The following is a 24323-nucleotide window of genomic DNA, read 5'->3' on the forward strand; positions in this document are numbered from 1 at the left end:
AATTTGTGATAGTAGGATGCTTGATGGCTTATATTATTTCTTCAGCATTTACTGGCTGGCTGAGAGACGGTTTCTTCCTTTTTTTATTAGTAGCCTTAATTTTAGTTTGGGATGCTATCTTGAAAAAAATTATCTCACAGCCGATTCTAGAAATCAGTAAAGCTGCCCATCGGATGGCAAATTTAGATTTTTCGGAACCATGTCCGATTAATACAAAGGATGAACTTGGGAAACTAGCGAATGATTTAAATACAACTGCGGCGAATCTTGAACATTCTCTTGCGCAGCGAAAGGACCTAACGGATTCGTTGTCACATGAGTTAAAGACACCTCTAGGGGTAATCCGGGCTTATGCAGAAGGGCTTGAATCTGCTGATCCAGAACAAGAAGTGATGTATCGACAAACAATTATTGAAGAGACAGAAAAAATGTCAGAATTAGTGAACACGCTTTTAGACTTATCTGCTTTAGAGGCGGGAGCAGCACAATTAACAACTGAATCTTTTGACTTAGTTGAACTAGTAGAAATAGTAGCAGGAAGAGAGTTCATTGACAGTTCATCTAAGTCCTTTCACTTAAACTATTCACTACCAGATACTCCGATATATATTGTTGCTGACTGCAATCGAATTCAGCAAGTGCTTCATAATTTTATGAGCAATGCTAAAAAATTTGTGACTAAAAATGGTGAAATATCTATAGAAATGATCGAGTTGGATGGATTTGTTCGTTTTTCAATTTATAATGATGGTCCTTTGGTCGTGGATGAAGTTTGGAAGAGATTTCATAGAACGAGAGGCAGTGAAAATAAAAATGGTTCAGGATTAGGACTTACGATTGCTTCTCAAATTTTGACTATGCATCAAGTTGATTTTGGTTTTATAAATCAGGATACTGGTGTTTCTTTTTATTTTATTTTCCCAATAAGCTAATCTTGTAAAAAAAGTCATGTCGGGGTTTAGAGGCATGACTTTTTTACGCGCTCTTCATGCTGCCTTTACACTGTCTTTACAAGAAAAGGCTAAAATTTTAGAAAATAAAAAACCATTGAGGTGATCGTGATGTTTCTAGGATTAGATTGGTATTTATGGGGATTTTTTGCACTGCTATTCGTTCTCTCGCTTCCTTTAAAAATCAAATTTATGAACAGATGGTCAATGAAAAAGAATGGAAAGAATGCTCATCGTGATAAATGGGGGAATGAAAAATGATTGAGGTAAAAAATCTAACTTATTCGTATAAAAAAAATAAACAAACAATTCACGGAATAGATTTTAATATCGAAAAAGGAGAAATATTTGGTTTTTTAGGACCTAACGGCTCTGGAAAATCTACCACTCAAAAAATACTGACAGGCATCATGAGAAATTTTGGTGGCGAGGTTTCTGTTATGGGTCAAGACGTTTCGCGCAAAACTGATCGGACATTTTATCAAAAAATTGGTGTTCTTTTTGAATTTCCCTACCTATATGCCAATTTAAGTGCTTTAGATAATCTGAACTATTTTTCCTCCTTTTATCCAGAGAATCAATTGCAGAATATTCCCGATCTATTGAAGCGTTTAGAAGTAAAAAAGGACTTTCTAAACAAGCCTATTTCATCCTATTCAAAAGGGATGAGACAGCGGGTAAGCATGGCAAGAGCATTAATGACGAAACCGGAACTTCTTTTCTTAGATGAACCAACAAGTGGCTTGGACCCCTCCGGTGCTGTACTTTTTCGAAAAATTATTGAAGAAGAACGTTCAAAAGGGACCACGGTTTTTCTCACAACGCATAATATGGTGGATGCCGAGCTTCTTTGTGATCGTGTAGCGTTTATAGTAGATGGCACTATTGCAGCTCTAGATACGCCTAAGAAACTGAAAGAAAAAAACAGCAATCAAGAATTAGTAATAGAGTATCTACTAAATGATGAGAGAATAAGTAAGACATTAACGACATTCGATTTTGATCGTTGGTTAACGTTCCCCCATGATGAAATACTGAGTATCCATTCTCAAGAGCCAACATTGGAGGAAGTCTTCATACAATACACGGGAAGGGGATTGTCCTGATGTTGAATATTTTTTTCTCACTTTTAAAAAAAGATTTTAAAATGCTGATCTCCAGTAAATTTTTTTTGTTGGTATTTGGATCACTCATTCTATATTCTAGCTATATTCAATTGGTTTATGTAAATATTGACCAAGCAATTTATCCAGTTTATCTCTATGATCCAGATCAACACTTTTCTTTGGTATCTAAGGACGTTATTAAGGTCAAAAATAAAGATGCACTTTTACAACGCAGTAAAAATGATTACGCTATCGGAATAGACGCAACAAACCAAAAAACTAAACTAATAATGACTTCCTCCAATAGTAAAGCAACGGACAAGATACGATCAGCATATGCTCTTTCTCTATTAACTAATGGAGAATCTGTCGTAAAACAAATTGGTAACTACAATAAAAAACAAAAGAATATACGAGAAATTACCTGTGAATTTCTTTTTTTTGAATTAGTAGCAGTAGGTTTTTTAGGGGTCGCTTCAACACTTTTTAAAGAAAAGCATATGGGAGTGATACGGGTGCATGGAGTGATACCGATGATCAAAACTATGTTTATCGCCTCTAAATTAGCTTCGTTTCTTTTGGCAGATATTCTATTTTCAGCTTTACTGACAATTATTAATCTGGGTGGAATGGATAGTTTGAATGTCTTGCCAGCCGTATTGTTTCAAACAATAATTATGTCACTAATCATGACATTAATAGGATTCATCTGTGCAGTTCGATTATCTGATTTTAAGCAATTTTCTTTACTTTATTTAGTATTGGCAGTTTTTGTTACTACTCCTGTTTTTTTAGCGGGACAGACTGAAGTGACTTGGGAGTGGATAAACTTTCATCCGTTGTATCACATGTTTCAATCAATGAAACATGCTTTTTTTCAAGTACCTGCTGCTAGTGGTCTATACTACTTCATATGTTTGATCGTTGTTCTTCTTCTTTTCAAAGTTGCAAGAAATGTCTTGGCAAATGAAATAGCAAAGGAGGGCTAATATGAAAGGGTTGAGTTATCAATTAAAAAATAGTTTTAGAGACAAGTTATGTATGCTAACATTTTTGTTACCACTCATTTTTGGTATTTTTGTTAATGTTCTTTCAAGTGTTGAGATTGATACGATAGAAGAAATTTCATTTGGAATTGTCAAAAGTGATTTGACACAAGATATGTCAAAATGGCTAGAAGAGAATGGAAATGTTAGTATTTATCAAAATCAAAACATGTTGAACACGGCTGTGAATAACCCTTCAACTCAGATTATTGGTGTAACAAATGAAGCAGGACAGCTCAGGCCGATTCTTTCTGGTGATGAGTGGCCGCTGTACAAGAAATTGGCAGGACGATTGCCTCAAATGTATGAGGAAAGAGGACAGATAGATGCAGTCGATATAAGCATTCAAAAAACAGAAAAAAATCAAAATGGTTTAAGGTCCTTGTTGATTGCAATTACCATGGTAACAGCAATGTTCATGGGATGTACGTTTAATGCCATGAATATAATAGGAGAAAAAGAGGATGGGATAACTTTTATCAATGATATTCTACCGATGACTCAGAAGGACTATGTTTTACAAAAAATGTTCGTGGGATTTTCCGGCGCTATCCTTTCAACCATCATCACTGCTTTTATTTGTATACGTATTGAAATAAAGGGATTCATTTTATTGCTACTTTTAATCATTCTATCTTCATTTATTGCTGCTTTTTTAGGATTACTAATTGGAAAAATTGCAAATAATATGATGGTAGGAATACTTTATATCAAAGGAATTATGGTTCTGTTTATTGCACCACCAATCCTCCTCTATTTACTAACCGCAGAAACTAGTTTAGCTCGAGCATTCTCATACATTTTACCATCAAGTGCGACCTTTTATGGCTTAATGGATATAATGAATGGAAGAAGCGGATCGACACTCAAAAATATTTTAATCTTAATAGCTCATTGCATTTTTGGAGTAATGATTTATAAGAAAGGCCATAAACGACTCGGTGATTGACACTAGGTTCTAACTAAATTATAGTATGCGAAAGAAAGTGGTGTAGTCGAATGAAATCAATATTGCTAATTGGACAGTCAAATATGGCTGGACGAGGATACTTAAACGAGGTTCCCGCAATCTATAATGAATCAATTGAAATGTTGCGTAACGGTAGATGGCAAATGATGGCAGAACCTATTCATAACGATCGAGAGGTATCAGGAGTTGGCCCTGCTGCTTCCTTTGCAGCAGCTTGGTCACAAGACCATCCAGGAGAGAAAATCGGTTTGATTCCTTGTGCAGAAGGAGGTAGTTCGATTGATGAATGGGCGCCTGACCAAACGCTGACTCGACACGCTCTGTCTGAAGTAAAATTTGCGCTGGAAACCAGTGATCTGATAGGGATTTTGTGGCACCAGGGCGAAAACGATAGTTTAGATGGTCGCTATAAAGATTATGGAGTAAAATTGAAAGCTCTTTTCAATCATATGCGACAGGAACTTGCACGTCCTACTTTACCTATTATCATTGGAGAATTACCCGATTTTCTGGGTAAGAGGGGCTTTGGGTTAAATGCAACTGAATTCGAAGCAATCAATCTTGAAATGGCTAGGGTGGCAAGTGAAGACGAAAACTGTTTTTTAGTTAGTGCGAAGAATTTATCGGCCAATCCTGATGGTATTCATCTCAACGCCGAATCACAAAGACAATTTGGTATTCGCTATTATGAAGCATTCAGAAAAAAAAGCGATGTTACAGATGCTTTAGGAGATGAAGATGAAAAACTTGGTCGAATTTATGGGCGAGAAACGACTAAAAATGAAAAAATCTATCTATTAAGTCGAGATTTTGCGCTTGGAAAGATGTCCTATCAAAAGTTTATGGAAAAAATTTCTCTAATTTCCAATTAGTTGAGGAATGTAGAATAAAAGGAAAGCCCACGAAAATTTTTGTGGACTTTCCTTTGTCTTTGTCTCTAGTAGTTCGAGTTTTTTCCCTGTATGATTGTCTTAAAAAGTATCTCACTAGAAAGGGGAAAAAATGAAAAAGAACTTTAGTTTCCATTTATATGCCATGATTACGATTGCGTGCTGGTCTTTGGCTTTTGTATTGTCGCGATTAGTGATGCGAGATATATCCTCAGAGTCTTTAGGATTTTTACGCTATTTGATTGCATCGCTTGTGTTACTTTGTTTAATTCCCTTTTTACACTTACGTAAGGTGGATTATAAAGATTTAGGACTGATCTTCTTAACTGGCGCAACCGGTTTTTTTCTTTACATGATCGCTTTTAATAAAGGGGTTAAGGAGGTAAATGCTGCTACTAGCAGTGTAATCATTGCCACTGTTCCAATGATTACAGCACTATTGTCTCGATTTATCTATAAAGAAAAAATAACCATAAGGCAGTGGTTTGCGACTGGGGTTTCCTTTATAGGAGTAGTGATTATTACGGTTTTTAGTAAAGGATTCACCATCAGTAATGGACTCAATTGGCTTTTTTTTGCGGCAGTATTACTGGCATTCTATAATTTATTGCAAAAGAAACTGCTTATAAAATACTCCGCGATTCAAAGTACGATGATGAGTATTTTTTCTGGAACCATGATGCTGGCCATTTTTCTACCAAAGACGATCAATGAAATTCCCGCTCTTACGCTCAATTCAATACTACTTATATTGATAATGGGGATCTTTTCGAGCGCTGTCGCGTACGTTTCATGGACAAAGGCCTTTGAAGTAGCAGAAAATGCAGCATCCGTTAGCAATTATATGTATATAACGCCCTTATTGACCACAATATTGGGACTAGCTATTGCAAAAGAATCGTTAAATTTATCTACGGTTTTTGGCGGTTTGATTATTTTATCTGGATTACTTTTGTTTAATAGTGGTCAGGTATTCTCAAAAAAAATAGAAGTCAGGCGCTTGAAGATGGATGAATTAGTAGAAGCAGCCCGCGTAATTCGAGAAAGTTTTGCTACTGTAGCGGATGAATTTGGATTGACTTGCGATAACTGTCCGACCAATGGCGCCTTTACTGAGGCAAAGCATTTGAGAAGCGATTTAGAAAATGGGAATCAGCTGTTTGGTGTCTTTTTGGGAAGGAAAATGATTGGTTTTTTTGAATTGGTTTATAAAGAAAATCAACAAGTATTCTTAGAAAAAGTAGCCATTATTCCAGATGAAAGAGGAAATAAGTACGGTGAATTCATATTAAACAACGCTCGAAAGATTGTCCAAAACGACCAAATGAAACAGATAAACATTGGAATCATTAAAGAAAATAATCGATTAAAAGAGTGGTACCAAAGAAACGGCTATCAAATTGTTTGTAGTGAGAATTTCTCCCACGTACCGTTTGAAGTATTGTATTTACAATTAGATATAATAGAGGAGATGAATAATGGATAAGTTGAGTGTGGTTAACCAAATTACCCGTAAATACCCGAATTTCTTTATTGAGAAGATAGAGTTTCTGGGATCAGGCTTTGATAGTGAAGCTTTTCTAATAAATCAGTTTTATGTTTTTAAGTTTCCTCGCCATCAAAAGGCGGCCAAAAATCTTTATAAGGAAGCTTTGATATTGAAGGAAATAAAAGGTCAGGTACCGTTGAAGGTTCCCGACATTTGCTTTGTCGGAGAATCAGATGCATTAAACGAACTACAATTTGTAGGGTATGAAAAAATTGAGGGTGTTCCTCTAGATGCAGAGATTTTAGCGACATTAACGAAAGAACGGAAGGATAAATTGGCCAAGGAGCTTGCTGCTTTTTTCAAAGCACTTCATGGAATTGATCTGTCAATTACGATCGAGGGACTTAAGGTAGAGAAGAAGAATAAAGCAAAACATGAATATAAAGTAATTAAGGAAAATGCATATCCTTTTTTGAAGAATTCTGTTAAAAATCAAATTGATAAAGTTTATCAAAGATTACTAAATCAGGAATTTCATGATAAGAATTGCTTGATTCACAATGATTTTGGCGCTAGTAATGTATACTACGACTTATCAACCAATGAGATTAATGGTGTAATTGATTTCGGTGATAGTGCAATTTATGATCGTGATATGGAATTCGTTTGTTTGATGTATGATTACGAAGAAGGATTCGATCAAGAGTTTGTTCAAAAGTTGATAGATTACTATGGAGTTGATTCTGCAAGTCTGATCAACAAGTTCAATTTTACTGGTTTTTATAATCAACTTGAAAATATCTATTTAGGAAAAGAATTCGAGATGAAGGAACTATTAGACGAAAGTATTCATAGCATTCAAAAGGGCATAGAAGGATATGAAGAGAATATTTTGAGAGAAGATAAAACGAAATATTACCTCTAGTAAACAACTACTAGAGATAATATTATTTCTGACGTGTCGTTTTTTTTGATTCAAAGAGGTACTACCGATTAAATAACAATACTTAAACCGCTAAACATTGCCACTCGTTTAGCGGTTTAAGTATTGTTTTAGTTTTTTTCTTGATCAGAATGTTTTGTTATTTCTTGTAAAAGCTCAATTTGCAACTGCTGAAGTTCAATAAGAAGTTGCCATTTTGATTCCGTCAAGTAGTCAAGTTTTTCATGAAGAAGATGGATTTCCACTTCAGATTTAACATTTACTTCATAATCGTTGTCTGCTTCGACTCGATCACGCTCTGTCTGGCGATTTTGACTCATCAAAATTATGGGTGCTTGAATAGCAGCTAGACAAGATAAGGCTAAGTTTAGCAAAATATATGGGAAGTTATCAAAAGGTTCAAAAAGTACCGGAAATGTATTTAAAGTAATCCAAGCCGCTAAGACAAGAATGAAGAATATAATAAAGGTCCAGCTTCCACCAAATTTCGCAATGTCATTCGAGAAATAGTGGAGTGAGTAGTTAATTTGCTATCCATCTGTAAAATGAATTCTTGAAGTTCGATATCTAGATTAGAAATTTGAAAAACTTGATCAGAATGTTTATTCGACAAAAGAATCACCTGCTTTTCTTTTAATCATAGCACTAAGTAGTATGATCTATTTCCAAGATGCTTAAATAATAAAAAAGAAACGACGTTGCATGTGACGACAATAGAATATTGGCAGAAAAAGTAAAACTGTATTCCATGAATAGATTACTTTTTCAAACTCTATGGATTTTTCTTTGATATGTCGAATTTTATAACAGCATAACTTGGTATTTTCATATTTTTTTATAATGGGAGAAAAAAATAAAAAAAGTTTCCTTTTAACGAGCTAGATTGTGCGCTATAAGTGGATTGTTCATTTGTGAAAAGAAAATTTCTGTAAAAAAGTATCGTTTGACAGTTCTAATTTGATTAGTCTATAGTCGAAATAGAAATACATGAGTAAAAGTAAACAAAAGAACCAATTAATTTGCGTATGTTTAGTAAAGCAGAAAAATACAGATAGAAATAGGTAGCTAAATATTTTGGATCACATATCATCTGGTAGGGTACGAAACTCGTTAAAAATGAGAAAATAATAAGTTTTGAATTTTCTCTTTTTCATTACTTGTTATTCTAAGATTTCTCATTCATGATTCCTTGTTTTTAAAAGCTACTAGTTTAGGTTTGGTAGGATATCAACAGTTGTTTTTATATCTAAATGAATGATGAACTGTCATTTATTTAAATAGGACACGAAATTACTACTTGTTTTTCTTTAGTGAAGTTGTTAACATGTGATTGAAGAAAGCGGTTACAATAAATGGAAAATTGCGGGAGAGTACAGAATAGACTGTCACCGAAGGTATAAGCTGCAAGATTTGCTGATTTTTGTAGTGAACATCTCAGGTAAATGGACCGTAATTGGATAAAACTCTGGAGAGCAGAAATGCGCCGAAGGAGCAACCCCTGAAAGGGGGGAATCTCTCAGGCTAGGAACAGGGGACAACAGCACAAGGTGTTGTTGTCTTCTTTTTTATGTCTAGAAAAGCAGATCGAAGAATAGTATAAATAAAATATTTGTGATTAACAGAACAAAAGGAAGGGATGAGTTAATGAATGTAATAACCAATAATCCAAAAGTAAAAGAAAAAATTGGTAAAAAGTCTTCCATTCATTTTGTGAAAGGCGAATACAGAGATGTGTTAGATGAGGTAAAAAGACAGATTATTGAAGAATACATTTGCTTACTCTCTCATCCATTAAGCGGCAGTATCAAACCCAATGAGACTTACTATAAGACGATTTTTGTTTCAGAGACCACTTCTCAATATATTGATATTGAGAGTTTAGAATATATTGAATCAGCGATCGAGGTCTACGAAAAATTTATCAAGAATAAGCAGCGGCCTAACTGGTCCTTAGCAGTGCTGCAGGATTTTTCTTTTGTAGATTTTTATATCGCGCAAAGTACGTTGGACAGAATGGGGGTGTCGGTCGAGTAGTTCAACGGCTTGCAACCAATTAGAACTGAGGTGAATAAATGAAACTCGAAATTGGAAACATTGAAATCAAAGAAGTAGTTTTAGGCGAAGAAGAGAAAATTGAAAATGGCACGTTAACCCTTGATCCGACGAAAATCAAAGAATTGGTTTTAGAAGACGATCGTTTAGCGGACTGTGAGATCGAAATCGCCAAACCGGGTGAGAGTGTTCGTATCACACCAGTAAAAGATGTGATCGAACCAAGATGCAAAGTTGATTCAGAAACAGGAATTTTTCCGGGAGTCATCAATAAAGTGGATGTTGTCGGCAGCGGTCGCACACATGTATTGAAAGGTTGCGGCGTTATGACGGTGGGGAAAATCGTCGGCTTCCAAGAAGGCATTGTGGATATGCAAGGACCTGGTTCTGAACTGACCCCATTTTCACAATTAATCGAAATTTGTTTAGTTTTGAAACCACAAGCAGAGTTAGATCCTCATTTATATGAAGAAGCGGCTCGTTTAGCTGGACTAAAGGCTGCAGATTACATCGGAAAGCTGGGTAAAAAGGTCGAGCCCGATAACATTGAGACATTTGAAACATTGCCGTTATTAGAACAAATCCAACAATATCCGAATTTGCCAAAAGTTGGTTACGTTTATATGCTTCAAACACAGGGCTTACTGCACGACACCTACGTTTATGGGACAGATGCGAAACACATCATTCCTACAATCCTCTATCCGACAGAAGTTATGGATGGGGCAATCATCAGTGGAAACTGTGTGTCTGCATGTGATAAGAACACAACTTACCATCACTTGAATAATCCAGTGATCAAAGATTTGTATAAGCAACATGGGAAAGAAATCAACTTTGTAGGTGTAATTGTCACTAATGAAACAGTCTATTTGAAAGATAAACACCGTTCCAGTGATTTTGTCGCAAAACTGACTGAGTACATTGGCTTAGAAGGTGTCATTATCTCGCAGGAAGGCTTTGGAAATCCTGATACAGACTTGATTATGAACTGTAAGAAAGTCGAACAAAAAGGAATAAAAACAGTTATTGTTACAGATGAATATGCAGGAAGAGATGGTGCTAGCCAGTCATTAGCAGATGCAGACAAATTGGCGACTGCAGTGGTTACTGGCGGAAATGCAAATGAAACGATCCAATTACCAAAAATGGATCGTTTAATCGGACAATTAGATTATGTGGATGTCATCGCAGGCGGCTTTGACGGCAGCTTGAAGGACGATGGCACGATTGAAGTTGAAATCCAGGCAATTACCGGTGCAACGAACGAACTTGGTTTTAACAAAATGTCTGCAAAAGGCGTTTAAATCATAATAGGGAGGAAATACTAATGACTTTAGATTTCAAAAACAAAAAAGTCTTAGTGATCGGCGACCGCGACGGTATCCCAGGACAAGCTATTGAAGCTTGTATTGAAGGTACCGGAGCTGACGTAATATTCTCATCTACAGAATGTTTCGTCTGAACGGCCGCTGGGGCAATGGACTTAGAAAATCAACGTAGAGTAAAAGAAGCAGCAGAAAACTTCGGAGCAGAGAATGTTGTTGTTCTGATCGGTGCTGCTGAAGGAGAGGCAGCTGGTTTGGCTGCTGAAACTGTCACAAATGGTGACCCTACGTATGCCGGTCCATTGACCAATGAACAGCTAGGTTTAGCTGTATATCACGCTGTAGAGCCAGAATTTAAAGAGGTTGTCGACCCAGATGTTTTTGAAGAGCAAATCGGCATGATGGAAATGGTTTTAGATGTTGATGACATCATAGAAGAAGTATCGGAAATGAGGAATCAATACGCTAAATACTAACTAGTAAAGGAGCGTCTTATGACTAAGTTTAAAGTTGTTCACTACATCAATCAGTTTTATGCTGGAATTGGTGGTGAAGAAAAGGCGGATATCCAACCATTCTCAGAAGCAAAAGTAGTTGGTCCAGGACTTGCTTTTATGAATTCATTTGGTGATGAAGCAGAAATCATCGGCACCGTTGTGTGTGGCGATAGTTTCTTTAATGAGAACTTGGATAGTGCCAAAAAGGATGTATTAGATCGTATCAAACAATTTGAACCAGATATCGTTATTGCAGGACCTGCGTTTAATGCTGGTAGATATGGAATCGCCTGTGGAGAAGTAGCACAAGCAGTAATGACTGAGTTAGGTGTTCCAGCAGTGACTGGAATGTACGAGGAAAACCCTGGTGTTGAAATGTATAAAAGGGGTGCTTATATTGTGCCAACTAGAAATAGTGCGGCGGGTATGAGAAAAGCAGTTCCTGTTATTGCGAATCTTGCGTTGAAATTGTTGAAGAATGAACAAGTTTCACCAGAAGCGGACAGTTACTTTGTTCGTTATCGAAAGAATTTTCAGGATGAAAAGCGCGGTTCAGCTCGAGCCGTGGATATGCTAGTTCGTAAGTTGAAGGACGAAGCGTTTACGACTGAATATCCGATGCCTGAATTTGATAACGTCGCGCCAGCCACCGCGATAAGTGATCTGTCTAAAGCAAGAATAGCTCTTGTGACTTCTGGTGGAATTGTTCCAAAAGGCAATCCAGACCGTATTGAATCCAGTAGTGCTTCAAAGTATGGAACGTATTCAATTGAAAATGTGGATACTTTGAGCGCTGATTCTTATGAAACGGCTCACGGTGGGTATGACCCTGTTTATGCAAATCAAGATCCAAACCGAGTATTGCCATTAGATATAGTGAGAGAAATGGAAAAAGAAGGTGTGATCGGCAGCCTGCATGATTATTTCTATACGACAGTTGGAAATGGAACTGCTGTTGCTAATGCTAAGAAATATGCGGCTGAGATCGCACAAAAATTAGGCGCTGATGGTGTTGATGCAGTCATTCTGACATCCACCTGAGGAACCTGTACGCGTTGCGGTGCAACGATGGTAAAAGAAATTGAAAAAACAGGATTGCCTGTGGTTCACATCTGTACAGTCGTTCCGATCTCGCAAACAGTTGGAGCGAATCGTATCGTTCCAGCCATTGCAATCCCTCATCCATTAGGCAATCCAAGCCTAAGCTTGAAGGAAGAGAAAAAACTTCGTCGAGGAATTGTCGAGAAAGCCTTAAAGGCAATGACGACCCCTGTAGACGAACAAACAGTTTTTGAATAATTGATGGTTGCCTGGGTGAGGTTTCACTCAGGCAACTTAGAACAGAAGAATATCAAAGCTCAAAAAATTATTTTCATATTTGTGAGAGGAGCTTAAAGAGATGTACGATGTGATTATTATCGGAGGCGGTCCTGCTGGATTAACAGCTGCTTTATATAATGCAAGGGCACGACTTAAAGTTTTACTTTTAGAAAAAACAAAATTAGGCGGACAAATTGTTTCTACGCATGAAATTGCGAACTTCCCAGGATCAATTAAAACCACGGAAGAAGAAACTTCAGGACCAGAATTGATTAAACGCATGGCGGATCAAGCACAGCAGTTTGGTGCCGAAATCCAATTACGCAAAGAAGTAACTGATTTGGATCTTGAAGGCAGTGTCAAAAAAATTATGTGTAAGGATGGTAGCGTTTACGAGTCTCATGCAGTTATTTGTGCAAATGGTGCATTTCCAAGAGAAATTGGTTGTGCGGGTGAGCGAGAATTAGCTGGTAAAGGTGTTTCTTACTGTGCAACATGTGATGGCGCTTTTTTCGAAGATATGGAAGTTTTTGTAATTGGCGGCGGAAACTCAGCGGTGGAGGAAGCGATGTTCATTACGACATTTGCTCGTAAAGTAACGATCATTCAAAACTTGAGCGATCTGACTGCTGATGCGATTGCGGTTGAACAGGTGAAAGCCAATGAAAAGATTGATTATATTTTTGACTCAGTTGTAGAAAGTATTGAAGGCGATGGCATGGTAGAAGCCATGACGATTCGAAATACGAAAACCGATGAAGTAACACGCTTTGAAGCGGATGAAGACGATGGTTTATTTGGTATCTTCGTCTTTATCGGAAACGTGCCAAGTACGAAACTTTATGAAGGAAAAATTCCATTAAATGAGTATGGCTATATGATTACCGATGAAGCAATGTGTACGAAAGTACCAGGTGTTTTTGCGGCTGGGGATATGCGTCCCAAAGTATTGCGTCAAGTCGTAACGGCTACCGGGGATGGGGCGATCGCTGCCTTCTCAGCGCAAAAATATGTAGAAAAAATCAAAAGGGAGGTACCAACGACATGATCGAACTAACTGTCGATAATTTCAGCACAGAGGTATTAGAGCAAGAATCACCCGTATTAGTAGATTGGTGGGGAGAAACCTGTGAAAACTGCTTAGCCCTAATGCCTGACGTAGAAGAGCTTTATGCACAATACAAGGATAGCATTCGTTTCACCAAATTTAATACGTCACAGAAAAAAGTTCGCCGTTTTTGTATCCAACATAAAATACTTGGTCTGCCGGTTATCTCGATTTATCAAAATGGCGAGAAAGTTGATGAAGTAGCGAAAGATGACTGTACCAAAGAATCCATTGAAGCAATGATTCAGAAATACATTTAGGGAGAATGCCCATGAACTATTCGACTTTACGTGGGGCGAGCTATGTTTTGGTTCATACACCAGATATGATCGAACATAATGGCACGACCCAAACAACTGAAAAGATCACGACACCAGATAGTCCATATTTGGCGGACCTGTATGATCACCTGCGCAGTTTTGATGAAGTGGTCAATTATGCACCGAATCAGACATTTATCGGAAACATGAGTTATCAAGAATTAAAAGAAATTCCACAACCATGGGTCAATCAACCAATTGAAGGCACGCGTGAAGGCAAATTCGGTGAGATTATGCCGGAATTGGAATTTTACGGCTTGTTGCAGATTGTTGATGTGTTTGAGTTAGTCCATTTGGAAGAAACCTTTGCATTAAAGGTTCGCGAGGCGTTAAGCAGTCATCCTTTGTTTAAACAGGATGTGGAAAAAATTAAAGAAGGAAAAACTCTTGAATGGATTGAAAAGGAAATAGCCGAAAATCACGGAGAAGGCTTGTATTATGAGCGTGAATTGGTTGGCTGCGTAAGTCCTGCTCATCAAATTGATGTGAATCTCAATGCCCATGTAATGCTGGAAAATTTGGTAGTCAAAGCAAGCGGTGTGTTCGCGTTGCGTCAATTAATCGACAAGCACCAGCTTGATCCAAAAGAAATTGATTATGTGATCGAATGTAGTGAGGAAGCTTGCGGAGATATGAATCAGCGAGGCGGCGGAAACTTCGCCAAATCAATCGCCGAATTATGCGGATGTGAACATGCGACCGGTTCAGATATACGAAGTTTTTGTGCTGGACCAACCCATGCCTTAATTACAGCTGCTTCTCTTGTTGCGGCAGGAACGCATAAAAATGTAGTTTTAGTGGCTGGCGGAGCGACTGCCAAATTAGGAATGAACGGAAAATCCCATGTTGGGAAAGGATTTCCCATTTTAGAAGATGTTCTAGGCGGTTTTGCGGCTTTAATCAGCGAAAATGATGGAATCCATCCGATTTTGCGTCATGATTTGACTGGAAAACATGAAGTTGGCAGCGGATCGAGTCCGCAAGCGGTCACCACTGCCTTGATCGCTAGTGTTTTAGAAAAAGCGCAGTTAACGATCAAGGATATTGATGTCTATTCTGTTGAAATGCAAAATCCCGATATCACTAAACCGGCTGGTGCCGGCGATGTCCCGTTGGCCAATCTGAAAATGATTGGGGCAATCGGGGTGTTACGTAAAGATATTGAGAAAAAAGAACTGATAGCCTTTGTTAACGAAAAAGCCCTTGTCGGTTGGGCACCAACCCAAGGTCATATTCCAAGCGGCATTCCGTATTTGGGTTTTGCGGCAGAGGACTTAGCCAGCGGCGACAAAAATCGTGCGATGATTGTTGGGAAAGGTTCCCTTTTCTTAGGACGGATGACGAATTTATTTGATGGCGTATCGATTTTACTCGAGCGAAACAACGGTAAGCCTTCAGAAGAAAATCAGCAAGATCTAGAAGAACTGGTAAAACGTGAAGTTGCGCAGGCATTGAGAAGTTTTGCTGCCAATCTTTCAGTAGAATAGAGGTGAGTCAATGTCTGATCAAGTAAAACAAACAGTAAAAAAAGTTTTTGAGGATTTAGCGACTAGTTTAGAAACCGGTCGAATGGAGTCGAGAATCAAGATTGGTTTGACCATCGATGGCAGCGAACTTGGCATGGATGTAATGAAGCAGGCAGCGTTAGCTATCAAGAAAAAGAATCTCTTTGATTTAGTCTTGATTGGCAGCAATGTTGATTGGGCAACTGATTTTACCCATTATTCGACCGCAGATTGTCAAAAAGAAGCGGCTGATTTAATGGAGGAACTGTTAGATAGCGGAGAACTCCAAGGCTGTGTAACGTTGCATTATAATTTTCCGATCGGCGTTTCTACGGTTGGGAAAGTAGTTACGCCTGCATTGGGACGTGAACTTTTTATCGCGACCACAACTGGGACAACAAGCGGCAATCGAAATGAAGCAATGGTGTTGAATGCAATTAATGGTATCGCTGTAGCGAAAGCTTGCGGTATCCAGCAACCTTCAATCGGTATTTTAAATATTGAAGGTGCTAAAACGGTTGAACGCTCATTAAATGAACTGCAAGAGAATGGCTATGAACTTACTTTTGGTGAAAGCCAACGAGAAGATGGCGGAAAAGTTCTACGTGGCAATGATTTACTGTTGGGGAGTGTCGATGTTGTTGTTTGTGATAGTCTGACTGGAAATATTTTGATGAAGCTTTTCTCAGCTTACTCGAGCGGTGGAAATTATGAAACTTTAGGAGCAGGTTATGGTCCAGGAATAGGTCGTAATTATGATCGCAATATTTGTATCATTTCTCGTGCTAGTGGTGCACCAGTGATTGCTAATGCGTTGGAATATGCCTATGAGTTGGCTAAAGGCAAGCTTGCAAAAATCAGTTATAGAGAGTATCAAAAAGCGGATCAAGCAGGCTTGAAACAAATTTGTGCAGACTTAACTGCGACACCAGCAACGGAAAAGCAAGAAGTTGAATCGCCGGCTAAAGAAATCGTAACGAATGAGATTGCAGGAATCGAGATCATGGAATTAGACGATGCAGTGAAGGCTCTGTGGGCTGCTAATATTTATGCCGAAAGTGGAATGGGCTGTACTGGTCCAATCGTGTTAGTCAATGAAAAAAATGTACAAGCTGCACAGGATGAATTAAAAAAAGCGAATTATTTATAAACGGATGCCAGTTCAATCAATGGGCTGGCTTTTTTGTTGCTTAATGCGAGAAACAATGGTCGAAGAACCAAAGTCAAAGCATAAAAATATCGGAAACCTGAAGTGAGACTGTGAAAGAAGTAGTCTGCTTAAAAAAATAAGGAGGAATTTGCCAAAATTACTTCTCGAATTTTTGCGGAATTTCAGCACATTTACTAAGAAGCGGCTATTTCTTTTTTGTCGAATCAGAAAATCTCGCAATATTTCGAAGCGATGGGTTGCAACCACAATTAGACGATAAAGATGTAAATGATTCTAAAGAATTACTTTTCGTAAAAAAGTTGAATTCTCCTTGACTCTCCAGTTGCGGAAGACTTTAGACTAGAAAGGTAAGGGGGAAATCAGATGAAACCACTAAGATTAATCGGTCTCACACAAAACAATTTGCAGGATCTCTCATTGGAGATCAAAAAGAACCAGCTGATTGTGTTTACAGGCGTGTCAGGTTCAGGAAAGTCCAGTTTGATCTTTGACACGATTGCTGCAGAAGCGCAGCGACAAATGAATGCCAACTACTCTGCATTTGTACGGAACCGGATGCCCAAGTTCCTCAAACCGAAAGCGGAGCGAATCGAAAATCTGAATCCAGCGATCGTGATTGATCAAACTCCGCTTGGCGGAAATCAACGTTCTACGGTTGGAACGATTACTGAAACCTATTCGTTGCTTCGTTTATTATACTCGCGAATCGGTCAGCCTCACATTGGATCTGCCAGTCAATTTTCTTTTAATCATCCTCAAGGCATGTGTTTAAAATGTTCTGGATTAGGACGTGTTAATCAAATCAACTTGGACAAATTGATTGATCGGGAAAAATCTTGGAACCAGGGTGCTGTTATGGATACCAGATATGCAGTCGGCAATTGGTACTGGAAACAGTATGCTGCCGCTGATTTTTTTGACAATGATCAACCATTAAAAGAATTGACTACTGCTCAGTGGAATCAATTAATCTATGGGCATCCAGATCAAGAGCCAACACCGGTGAATCCAAAACTAGAAGGAATCTGTCGGAATTACGAACGGATTATTTTGAAGCGCGATTTATCTGGCCACAGTAAAATGTATGAGGATAAGTTGAAAGAATTACTTTTTGAAGCACCTTGTCCTGACTGTGAAGGGCAACGATTAAACAAAGAAACGTTATCAGTAAAAATCAACGACTGTTCGATTGCTGATTGTGTAGCGATGGATATGAACGATCTGCTTCATTTTCTAGATGAGCTGTACTATCCAGGAGTAAACGAAGTAATTGATGAACTTAAGCGTCAAGTTCAACGTCTGATTGATATCGGATTGGATTATCTCCAGTTGGATCGGCAGACACCAAGCTTATCAGGTGGGGAAGCGCAACGAGTAAAATTAGTGAAGTATATGGGTAGTGCCTTGAATGGGCTGTTTTACATTTTTGATGAACCGAGTACTGGAATGCATGCTCGCGACGTTTCACGCATCAATCGACTTCTGCAAGATTTGCGAGATAAGGAAAATACAGTATTTGTCGTGGAACACGACCCTGATGTGATCGCGGTCGCTGACGAAGTGATTGATATCGGACCACTAGCTGGAAAACAAGGTGGGGAAATCGTCTTTCGAGGAGAGTATCCAGCGCTTCTTCAGTCAGAAAGTTTAACTGGGAAGGAAATCTGCCAGAGCCTACCAATCAATACTCATCCCCGTAAGTGGCATGAGAAAATGACCATCAAAGAGGCCAACTTGCACAATCTAAAGAATGTGACTGTAGATATTCCTAAACACGTTCTAACAGTGGTGACTGGCGTAGCCGGCTCTGGAAAGTCAACGCTGATTACAAAAGTTCTGCCAGAACAATTTCCAAATGAACTATCTATCATTAATCAAGCGCCAATCAAAGCAACCAACCGAGCGACACCAGCGACATACCTTGGAATCTATGATGAGATTCGCCGAACCTTTGCTAAAGCGAATCATGTTCCAGTTGGTATGTTCAGTTTCAATTCAACGGGGGCTTGTCCGACTTGTCACGGAAAAGGAGAGACGACAGTGGAACTGGTATTCATGGATCCAATCGTGAATGAATGTGAAGCTTGTGGCGGGACGCGCTTCTCTGATGAAGCATTGAGTTATCGTTTGAAAGGATCCACAATTTTAGACGTGTTGGCAATGACACCCAAAGAGCTGCAAGACTTCTATTGCGGTATCGGTAGTAAAAAAATGAACGATAAGCTGCAGGCGATGATTGATACTGGGTTAACATATCTACCGATCGGACGTACCTTGACCACACTCTCTGGCGGGGAACGACAAAGACTAAAATTAACTAAGGCGATCACGCAAAATGAAACTGTTTTCATTCTTGATGAACCGACGACAGGACTGCATCTATCAGACATCAAAAAGTTAAACGGGCTGTTTCAACGGATGGTGAATAAAGGAAACACATTGATTATCATTGAACATCATAGTGAGATCATTAAGCAAGCCGATTGGATTATTGATATCGGACCAGAGGGCGGTGTGAAGGGCGGCAACGTTGTTTTCAGCGGTGTTCCTGAAGATTTATTAGAAAGCGGAACGATCACTGGTGAGTATTTGAAGAAAAGTAGTGAACAAATCGAGCATGCGATCTCCTGCTAATTCAGCAGGAGATTTTTTAATGCCATCTCACCTGGAGATTTTCAAAATATGAAGGACGTTAGATTAATTTATAGTAGAAAATATTAATAAAAAGAATTGTTTAGATTAATTATTATTTAAAGGCTAAAAGCTCAACAGAGAGTAGACTCGCTGAATTTTCTTTCATTTTTTTAAAAGTTGTTGGATAGGTCTAGTCGTCTAAATGACGGGATTTTTTGTTATACTTAAAGGGGGATGATTGTGATGGATCGATTAAAAAACATCTGTTGCTATGCACCCATGATGGTGTATGCAACACCAGAAGTAGAAGCAAAGGTAGATAAGTTATGTTTAGAAATGGTCACATTAGCGGCAAAAGGCTGGAGTGTGGACCAGTTATATTATCATGCGTTGAAACACGGCAGTGAGATTGAAGGTGCTGATATGGTGTTGACGGCTGATACTAAAGGATTAGTCATTATCTTCAAGCCAGAGCAAGAGGGGCAGGAGGTGGAAGATTATGTCAGTGAATACGTTTAACTTAAGTATCGTTCATCAAAAGATGTGCGATGAGTTTATTGCCGATATATGGATATTCGCTATCCAAAAATGCATGGATTTGCGTGAGGCATTCGTTGCAGCCAGAAAAGATGATCAGCTACAATACTTTTACAAATTGATTGATGAAAATGCTGAAATGTCTTTATATGTACATGAAGAATTAGGACTAGATTGCTAGTCCTTTTTTTTTGATTTTTTTCGGAGGATAAATATGAGTATACTATAGATAATGAAAAGTTTTGATGTTGCTTATGCCCCGATTAAAGGAGGAAATTTTTATGAGTAAAACGCTCAGATTGCTCTTTCCCCAGTGGCAGGGAGGAAACAATCCAAATTATTATTTTGGTTCTGAACTATTGAGTCATATCGTTCCGAAAGGCAGTCAAGCCGAAACGGTGCAAGTCTCCGTTGCCAAGGAGCTTTCACAAGAATTACCGCTTGAACATGGCGTAATCGGTGAAAGCGGATTGTTGAAACAACTGGCAGAGGCATCTAGAATTTTGGAGGAAAAAGCACCGGAAAAAAGTTATCACACTAGGCGGAGATTGTTCGATATCACAGGCACCGTTTGACTATCTCCATGGAAAATATCCAGATACATTAGGGATTCTTTGGATAGATGCTCATTCTGATATGTCCACGATCAATGACAGCAATCGTGAACATATGATGGTCCTAGGTAATTTATTAGGACATGGCGCACCACAATTTGCAGAAAAAGTTCAGCATCCCTTTAAAATAGAGCAAGTGATGCTAGTTGGTTTGAAATATGAAGAACTTCGACCCTGCGACCATCAAGTCGATGAGTTACAGATGAATTACCGGACACCCGACAAATTGGCAGGCGATAGTCGAGCATTGGTCGGTTTGATCAATCAGAACCACATTAAACAGTTAGCGATTCATTTTGATTTGGATGTCCTGTCCCCGCAGGATTTTCGTTCGACTCATCCAGGGAAACCTCATTTAGCAATTGATAAATTTCCTGCACCAGTTGGCACAATGACACTAGATCAAATCACGCGAATCATTCACGATGTTTCTGAAAAGGCTGAAATCGTTGGATTTAGCATTGGGGAACATCTACCGTGGGATGCGATTAACTTGCGGAATGCATTGGCGAGTGTGGAAATATTTAGGGAATAGAAAAAACAGCCAGCAGGTGCTGGCTGTTTGAAACGTTGTAACCATCGTCAACAATGATCATCATTATTGACGATCTCATACTTAATTCCATCTGGATCGTTAAAGAAGAGAGCATAATAGTTTGGCCCGTGTTGTGGGAAAATTTGCGGCTTATCTAAGATTTCAGCGTCAAGACCACGCACTATTTGATACATTCGATCGACTTCGTTTCTAGAGGAGGCTCTAAAAGCAATATGATGAACCGCACCGGGCTTTCTTCTGTGCACAGTTTGATCTTCAAATTGACTTAATGCTGAACAGATACCAAAATCATAGGAACTGTTGAGATATTCAATGACCTGCATATCCAGCTCTTCCAAATAAACATTGATTTTTTTGTTTAAATCAAAACCCAAAGCTTCCATTAATCCATCGTAAAAGGCTTCTACTTTATTAACATCTTTCACCGTTACCTGCAAATGATCGACTTTCATTGGTAATGCCATCATTCTTCCCCCATTCTAGTAAAACCAGTTATATTTTCCAGTAAGTAGTGCCATCCACCGTACGACCTAAAATTCCATATTCAATGAGGTAGCGTCTAATCGTTACATAATCATCGAACATTTCCGAAATAATCGTATTGATTTCTTTTTCTGTATATTGTTTTTCAGGAACAAAGTTTTCTGCCAGTTTTTGAATCAGAATAATCCGCTTTTTTTCTTTTTTCGGGATTTGAGTGGCTTTCCCGTTAGCATCAAGAAAAACGCTGAAGACTTTGTCTCTTTCTTTTTTGCTGGATACAAACCGTTCATCGGAATCAATTAAGGAGTTTGCGGTAAAATCACTTTGTTCCTTTTCGTCGATCAATTCCAATAAGGCCAAAAGAATTTTTGCCTGACGTTTCTTTTCTTTAAATTTGAAACGATGATTTCTTACTGCAGATGTCGTAATGTTCAGTTGATTGGCTATTTCCTGGTCCTCGAATCCTTTGGAAAACAGAGTCAAAAAGTTCTTTTGTGTCTCGCTTAGGCCGGTTTGATTCTTATCAAGAGTCAACAGTGCATCAAAAGGCCCATTGTGTTCGTGTTTTAAATGATAGATGATTGCGCCTTCTGCTCGTGCTAATTGACTGTTTGATTCGCTGATGGGGTAGACGAAACGATCGTCAAACATTTGATCACAATACAGACACTGAAAAAGAAATTCCCCTTTTTTGGCATAGCCTTTTTTTATTTCCTTGATTGTTAATTCACTCTCCATACGATCTCCTCCTGTATATATGCTAACATAATTAAAAAACGTTTGCAAATTTGGTTGCAAATTTAAAGTTGTTGTTACTGGTCTATGATTCACTTTTTCTTGACCTTCACGCAACGTCAACCATTATCATATAAGCAAGGAGGTTAGATCATGAATAAGATAAATGTTACGATGATTGATTCGTTGTCTTTTTACAAAAGATGTCTGAAAGAAAAGGTAGATGAAAATGCTTTTCGGTATGAAATCATGCAGCCGTTTGAACCAATGTGGCGGTACTTAAACGCACCGCTTACTCCAAAAACACCTGGTGGATATGATGTAGTGATGGCTTCGGAGATGTTAGGCATTTGGACTCCTCGAAAAAGTGTTGATCAAATTCAAACAAAAATAGACCTGTTAGAGAAGACGAAGATTTTTTCCGAGTATAAGCAAGTGATTGCTAATGGTGCACAACTTTTTAGTGACATTGGTTATGATATTCCTGTGAATGATTTTACTGTCGCTGTTTTATTGGGAGATTCAGACAATAGTGTATTGATGGCGAGTGAAGGATACAGTGGCTTTGGCGGGATACCAGGTTTTATGTTTTTGATTGTTGTACCAAATGAGTTTAATCGAACGCGTTTAAAATCTGCATTAGCACATGAGTTTAATCATAATGTGCGATTTACTAATGAACCATTTAATCATTGTGATGTAAGTGTCGAGGATTATTTGGTGATTGAGGGATTAGCAGAAGTTTTCGCTGAGGAATTATATGGAGTTGAATCCCGTGGCCCTTGGGTACAGGACTACGATAAGGAGGGGATGGATTATACGATTGAAGTAATGAAGGATGGTCGTGAAGCACGTGGTTTTGATCAAGTTTCGGCTTATATGTATGGGGATGAAGTCGCTAAGGAGCAGGGATACGCGCCTGTTGGACTTTCAAGAAATGCTGGATACACAGTTGGATACCATCTCGTAAAGGCCTATTTGAAAAATACTGGGAAATCAATTGCGGAGGCGACATTAACTCCGAGCCGAACGCTTGTTAAAGAATCAAAAATATTTGAATAGAATCAAATAAGCCCATTTTTCTTGGGCTTATAGACTAATAATATGCTTTTCTAATAATCATTGTTTTGGGTTTTTATTAAGTATTCACGAATGCCATTTTCATCCTCTTGTTGATAAGAATAGTCAAAATAGTTTGCAGTAAATACTGCCAAAGTATAGAATAACTCACACGCAACAAACATAGCACACCAAATATTCTCCGTCTCGGTATTTGAATAAGTGGCACAATACTGTTTATACAAATCTTTCGGTAAAAAACGTTTATAATATTTACCCATTTTTCCAGAGGACACACTAAAACTATTTTTAATGCCGATAAACCAATCAATCATGTCATGAAGCTCTTTTCGAACGATCGTGTTATACATCATCAAAGCATAAGGAAGTTCGTCGCGAGCAATTCCTTTGGCAACATTTTGTAAACACCACCAAAAATTATTACAACACGATTCAAATTCAATTTTGGATGGAGGTGTTATGAGGTAGTCCTTGTCTGAGGCGGGTGGAAAGGCCTGTAGCAGATCATCCTTATCAAGTAAAGGTACTGTCAGACTATCCTTACTAAAGGATTCAAGTAGTGGAATCGGAATAAGAGTCAAATCAAGTCGATTGCCATCAGAAAAGAGCATCATCCAATTAAAGTGTCCTAATCCACTTGGGGAGCGCATGGTTTCAGGCATTTGCAGCATCAAACGTTCTCCGAAGCTATCGATCCAATCAGAATCCCTTTTGAAGGATTCGAGTTCTGTTACTACATAGACAATATCATAATCTTGATAGATATCTGTTGGGACGTTCTTATTGGCACGAGAACCATTTAAAAATACCGCGCGAATGCGATCGTCTTTTTTTGCTGTTTCGAGGATAATGTGGTACATTTCTTTTTCGCTTCTCATGAGGAATCATTCCTTTCGGTAACCATCTTTTTTTAGTATACCAAGCTTTATAAAGCAAGTAGGATGCTTTAATAAATACACAGAAGTTTAATTTAGTCGGCATTTTTACAA

Annotated in this window: 25 protein-coding genes and 2 riboswitches; of the genes, 21 read left to right on the top strand and 4 right to left on the bottom strand. The window is 38.3% G+C overall.

What is annotated here, in order from left to right; genetic code table 11:
- Window positions 1–23 precede the first annotated feature (23 nt).
- The 7 genes from IGI50_RS06130 to IGI50_RS06160 all read left to right on the top strand — a co-directional run bounded on the left by IGI50_RS06130 (window position 24) and on the right by IGI50_RS06160 (window position 7376).
- Window positions 24–932 carry a HAMP domain-containing sensor histidine kinase gene (locus IGI50_RS06130; RefSeq protein ID WP_438776477.1) on the top strand — a complete coding sequence of 303 codons (909 nt, stop codon included), beginning with the start codon at window positions 24–26 and terminating at the stop codon, window positions 930–932.
- A gap of 275 nt (window positions 933–1207) precedes the next feature.
- The gene (locus IGI50_RS06135) at window positions 1208–2056 is read left to right on the top strand and encodes an ABC transporter ATP-binding protein (RefSeq protein WP_438776478.1); all 849 of its coding nucleotides are present in this window, start codon (window positions 1208–1210) and stop codon (window positions 2054–2056) included.
- Window positions 2056–3045, top strand: a complete 990-nt coding sequence (locus tag IGI50_RS06140; RefSeq protein WP_438776479.1) for an ABC transporter permease — start codon at window positions 2056–2058, stop codon at window positions 3043–3045. Before IGI50_RS06135 ends, IGI50_RS06140 begins: the two co-directional genes overlap by 1 nt.
- A 1-nt stretch (window position 3046) precedes the next feature.
- Window positions 3047–4051, top strand: coding sequence for an ABC transporter permease (locus IGI50_RS06145; protein ID WP_438776480.1), 1005 nt, complete (start codon window positions 3047–3049; stop codon window positions 4049–4051).
- A 50-nt stretch (window positions 4052–4101) separates the two neighbouring features.
- Window positions 4102–4944, top strand: coding sequence for a sialate O-acetylesterase (locus tag IGI50_RS06150; RefSeq protein ID WP_218257109.1), 843 nt, complete (start codon window positions 4102–4104; stop codon window positions 4942–4944).
- A 130-nt stretch (window positions 4945–5074) separates the two neighbouring features.
- Complete coding sequence (locus tag IGI50_RS06155) at window positions 5075–6448, top strand: GNAT family N-acetyltransferase (RefSeq protein ID WP_438776481.1); 1374 nt, start codon at window positions 5075–5077, stop codon at window positions 6446–6448.
- Window positions 6441–7376, top strand: a complete 936-nt coding sequence (locus IGI50_RS06160) for a phosphotransferase family protein (RefSeq protein ID WP_438776482.1) — start codon at window positions 6441–6443, stop codon at window positions 7374–7376. The genes IGI50_RS06155 and IGI50_RS06160 overlap by 8 nt, the downstream gene beginning before the upstream one ends.
- 128 nt (window positions 7377–7504) lie before the next feature.
- Here the strand turns inward: IGI50_RS06160 and IGI50_RS06165 are convergent, their stop codons facing one another.
- Window positions 7505–7921, bottom strand: coding sequence for a DUF1003 domain-containing protein (locus IGI50_RS06165; protein ID WP_438777572.1), 417 nt, complete (start codon window positions 7919–7921; stop codon window positions 7505–7507).
- An 826-nt stretch (window positions 7922–8747) separates the two neighbouring features.
- Window positions 8748–8854, top strand: a riboswitch (glycine riboswitch).
- 3 nt (window positions 8855–8857) lie between these two features.
- Window positions 8858–8927: riboswitch (glycine riboswitch) on the top strand.
- A gap of 111 nt (window positions 8928–9038) precedes the next feature.
- Between IGI50_RS06165 and IGI50_RS06170 the strand changes: the two genes are divergently transcribed.
- The 13 genes from IGI50_RS06170 to IGI50_RS06230 all read left to right on the top strand — a co-directional run bounded on the left by IGI50_RS06170 (window position 9039) and on the right by IGI50_RS06230 (window position 21015).
- Window positions 9039–9428 carry a GrdX family protein gene (locus tag IGI50_RS06170; protein WP_438776483.1) on the top strand — a complete coding sequence of 130 codons (390 nt, stop codon included), beginning with the start codon at window positions 9039–9041 and terminating at the stop codon, window positions 9426–9428.
- Between the two features lie 38 nt (window positions 9429–9466).
- A complete protein-coding gene (locus IGI50_RS06175) occupies window positions 9467–10753 on the top strand; it encodes a glycine/sarcosine/betaine reductase component B subunit (protein ID WP_438776484.1) in 1287 nt (428 codons plus the stop codon).
- 23 nt (window positions 10754–10776) lie between these two features.
- Window positions 10777–11250, top strand: coding sequence for a glycine/sarcosine/betaine reductase complex selenoprotein A (gene grdA / locus IGI50_RS06180; RefSeq protein WP_081630575.1), 474 nt, complete (start codon window positions 10777–10779; stop codon window positions 11248–11250).
- An 18-nt stretch (window positions 11251–11268) separates the two neighbouring features.
- Window positions 11269–12570, top strand: coding sequence for a glycine reductase complex selenoprotein B (gene grdB / locus IGI50_RS06185; protein ID WP_438776485.1), 1302 nt, complete (start codon window positions 11269–11271; stop codon window positions 12568–12570).
- 100 nt (window positions 12571–12670) lie between these two features.
- Window positions 12671–13639, top strand: coding sequence for an NAD(P)/FAD-dependent oxidoreductase (locus IGI50_RS06190; protein WP_438776486.1), 969 nt, complete (start codon window positions 12671–12673; stop codon window positions 13637–13639).
- A complete protein-coding gene (trxA, locus tag IGI50_RS06195; RefSeq protein ID WP_438776487.1) occupies window positions 13636–13959 on the top strand; it encodes a thioredoxin TrxA in 324 nt (107 codons plus the stop codon). The genes IGI50_RS06190 and trxA overlap by 4 nt, the downstream gene beginning before the upstream one ends.
- An 11-nt stretch (window positions 13960–13970) precedes the next feature.
- Window positions 13971–15506 carry a glycine/sarcosine/betaine reductase complex component C subunit beta gene (grdC, locus tag IGI50_RS06200; RefSeq protein ID WP_438776488.1) on the top strand — a complete coding sequence of 512 codons (1536 nt, stop codon included), beginning with the start codon at window positions 13971–13973 and terminating at the stop codon, window positions 15504–15506.
- Window positions 15507–15516: 10 nt separating this feature from the next.
- The gene (grdD, locus tag IGI50_RS06205; RefSeq protein WP_438776489.1) at window positions 15517–16674 is read left to right on the top strand and encodes a glycine/sarcosine/betaine reductase complex component C subunit alpha; all 1158 of its coding nucleotides are present in this window, start codon (window positions 15517–15519) and stop codon (window positions 16672–16674) included.
- A 384-nt stretch (window positions 16675–17058) separates the two neighbouring features.
- A complete protein-coding gene (locus IGI50_RS06210) occupies window positions 17059–19329 on the top strand; it encodes an ATP-binding cassette domain-containing protein (protein ID WP_438776490.1) in 2271 nt (756 codons plus the stop codon).
- 243 nt (window positions 19330–19572) lie between these two features.
- On the top strand, window positions 19573–19848 hold the full coding sequence (locus IGI50_RS06215) for a hypothetical protein (protein ID WP_311855102.1): 276 nt from the start codon (window positions 19573–19575) through the stop codon (window positions 19846–19848).
- Window positions 19829–20047 (top strand): hypothetical protein, encoded by a 219-nt coding sequence (locus IGI50_RS06220; RefSeq protein ID WP_218257122.1) that lies wholly within the window; start codon window positions 19829–19831, stop codon window positions 20045–20047. The genes IGI50_RS06215 and IGI50_RS06220 overlap by 20 nt, the downstream gene beginning before the upstream one ends.
- A 100-nt stretch (window positions 20048–20147) precedes the next feature.
- Window positions 20148–20441: a hypothetical protein gene (locus IGI50_RS06225; RefSeq protein ID WP_438776492.1), complete on the top strand. Its 294-nt coding sequence runs from the start codon at window positions 20148–20150 to the stop codon at window positions 20439–20441.
- Complete coding sequence (locus IGI50_RS06230; RefSeq protein ID WP_438777573.1) at window positions 20422–21015, top strand: arginase family protein; 594 nt, start codon at window positions 20422–20424, stop codon at window positions 21013–21015. Before IGI50_RS06225 ends, IGI50_RS06230 begins: the two co-directional genes overlap by 20 nt.
- A gap of 47 nt (window positions 21016–21062) precedes the next feature.
- Here the strand turns inward: IGI50_RS06230 and IGI50_RS06235 are convergent, their stop codons facing one another.
- A complete protein-coding gene (locus IGI50_RS06235) occupies window positions 21063–21500 on the bottom strand; it encodes a VOC family protein (RefSeq protein WP_438776493.1) in 438 nt (145 codons plus the stop codon).
- Between the two features lie 28 nt (window positions 21501–21528).
- Window positions 21529–22257 carry a DUF2087 domain-containing protein gene (locus IGI50_RS06240; protein WP_438776494.1) on the bottom strand — a complete coding sequence of 243 codons (729 nt, stop codon included), beginning with the start codon at window positions 22255–22257 and terminating at the stop codon, window positions 21529–21531.
- Between the two features lie 150 nt (window positions 22258–22407).
- Here IGI50_RS06240 and IGI50_RS06245 point away from each other — a divergent pair, with 150 nt between their 5' ends.
- A complete protein-coding gene (locus IGI50_RS06245) occupies window positions 22408–23316 on the top strand; it encodes a DUF2268 domain-containing protein (protein ID WP_438776495.1) in 909 nt (302 codons plus the stop codon).
- Between the two features lie 50 nt (window positions 23317–23366).
- Here IGI50_RS06245 and IGI50_RS06250 read toward each other — a convergent pair whose 3' ends face one another.
- Window positions 23367–24212, bottom strand: a complete 846-nt coding sequence (locus IGI50_RS06250; RefSeq protein WP_438776496.1) for an aminoglycoside 6-adenylyltransferase — start codon at window positions 24210–24212, stop codon at window positions 23367–23369.
- Window positions 24213–24323 lie beyond the last annotated feature (111 nt).

Origin of the sequence: Enterococcus sp. DIV0170 (genome assembly GCF_051710765.1) — a bacterium.
GTDB classification, from domain to species: Bacteria; Bacillota; Bacilli; order Lactobacillales; family Enterococcaceae; genus Enterococcus_A; species Enterococcus_A raffinosus.